A 1,452-nucleotide genomic window follows, 5' to 3' on the forward strand; every position below is an offset into this window, starting at 1 on the left:
GTGCGCCCGGCCGCCACGGCGCGCGCCTCCTCGTCGAGGATGCGCGCCGCGTCCCAGTGCTCGTCGGGGAAGTCGACGGCGCCGCTCGGCGCCTCCGCCACCATCTGCGAGCGGGCCAGGGCGAACGCGTCGAGGTGCTCGGCGGGCGTGTGGTCGCGCCAGTGCTCGAGACGGTAGCCGTCGGACCGGGCCGCCTGCTCGGCGAGGTCGCGGACGCGTGCGGCGATGCTGGAGACGGGGAGGGCGCTCGCCACGAGGAGCTGGCCGAGCCGGTAGCCGCGCGACCGCGCGAACCGGACCGACGGCGCCCCGGCGGGCAGGGACGCACCGCCCTGCGGTGCGCGGAGGCGTTCCCCGGACCCGTCGTCCGTGCGGTGCTCGGAGATCATGATCGTGGCCTCGCGTCCGGCGTCGCGAGCGGATGCCTCGATCGCATCGAGCACGCGACCGCCGAGTCCGCGCCGGCGATACGCCGGGTCGACGCCCACCATCGTGATCATGGGCGCGGCGTCCTGCTGCTCGCGCTCCCACCACGCGGCGACCGCCGCGACCAGGCGACCGTCGTCGAAGATCCCGAACCGTCGTCGCTCGAGGTACGGGTTGCCGCCGAGCACCGCGAGCTCGGCCGCCGAGTGGCTGAACTCGTCCGTGCCGACGGTCTCGAGCTGGATGCGACGGGCGAAGTCCGCGTACGCCTCGAGGTCGGCCGACTCGGGGATGCCGATGCGATCGGCGGCCAGGATCGGACGGAGCGTGCCCGGGCCGTTCGTCGCTGCGGCGCCGACCGCCGGCGCGTCGCCGTTCACGGCCGCTGCCAGACGGACTCGAGGGCGAACGGCCGGAAGCCGAGGTCGAGGTTGATGGCGAGCATGTGCTCGTTCTCGTCGGCGTTCCAGGTGTAGACGCGTTCGCGCGTGGCATCCGTCGCCTGGAGCAGGAGGAGGTTCTCGAGCTTCAGGCGCATGCCGAGCCGGTGGCCCCGGTGGTCGGCGAGCACGATGGTGTCCCACTGCTCGACGGCCGGGGAGCCGGCGAGCAGCGACAGGACGGTGAAGCCCGCGACGGTGCCGTCGGGCGCGACGGCCGCCGCGGTGAGCGTGGTCCGCCCCTTGGCGAGGGCCCGACGCTCCTCGTCGCGGACCCGGTCGGCGTCCCAGTGCTCGAGTTCGTACGCGATGGCGCCCGACGGTGCGTCGACCGACATGCGCTCGTGGGCCACGGCGAGCGAATCGAGGAGGTCGTCGGGTGCGCGGTCGACCCAGGTGCGCACCCGGTAGGGATCGGATGCCCCGAGGCCCGCGAGCCGCGAGCCGAACTCGGCTGCGCGCCCCGCGACGTCGAGCACGCTGACCCGGTCGAGCTGGCCGAGCGCGTAGCCGTGCGACAGGGCGAACCGCGCGGCCGGGTCGTCGGCCGGGATCGTCGCGTCGCCCTGGGGGGCGCGCAGGAGCG

The 1,452-nt window shown here is 74.9% G+C and carries 1 protein-coding gene and 1 pseudogene; both read right to left on the reverse strand.

Annotated elements, in window-relative coordinates:
• Positions 1–806, reverse strand: an 806-nt coding sequence (locus tag ESO86_RS19410) for a GNAT family N-acetyltransferase (RefSeq protein WP_165308243.1), incomplete at its 3' end; no start/stop codon positions are given.
• Positions 803–1,452, reverse strand: a pseudogene (locus tag ESO86_RS19415) (GNAT family N-acetyltransferase); the annotation flags it as partial. The gene ESO86_RS19410 and the pseudogene ESO86_RS19415, both read right to left, overlap by 4 nt.

Origin of the sequence: Agromyces binzhouensis (genome assembly GCF_004135055.1) — a bacterium.
Taxonomy (GTDB): domain Bacteria; phylum Actinomycetota; class Actinomycetes; order Actinomycetales; family Microbacteriaceae; genus Agromyces; species Agromyces binzhouensis.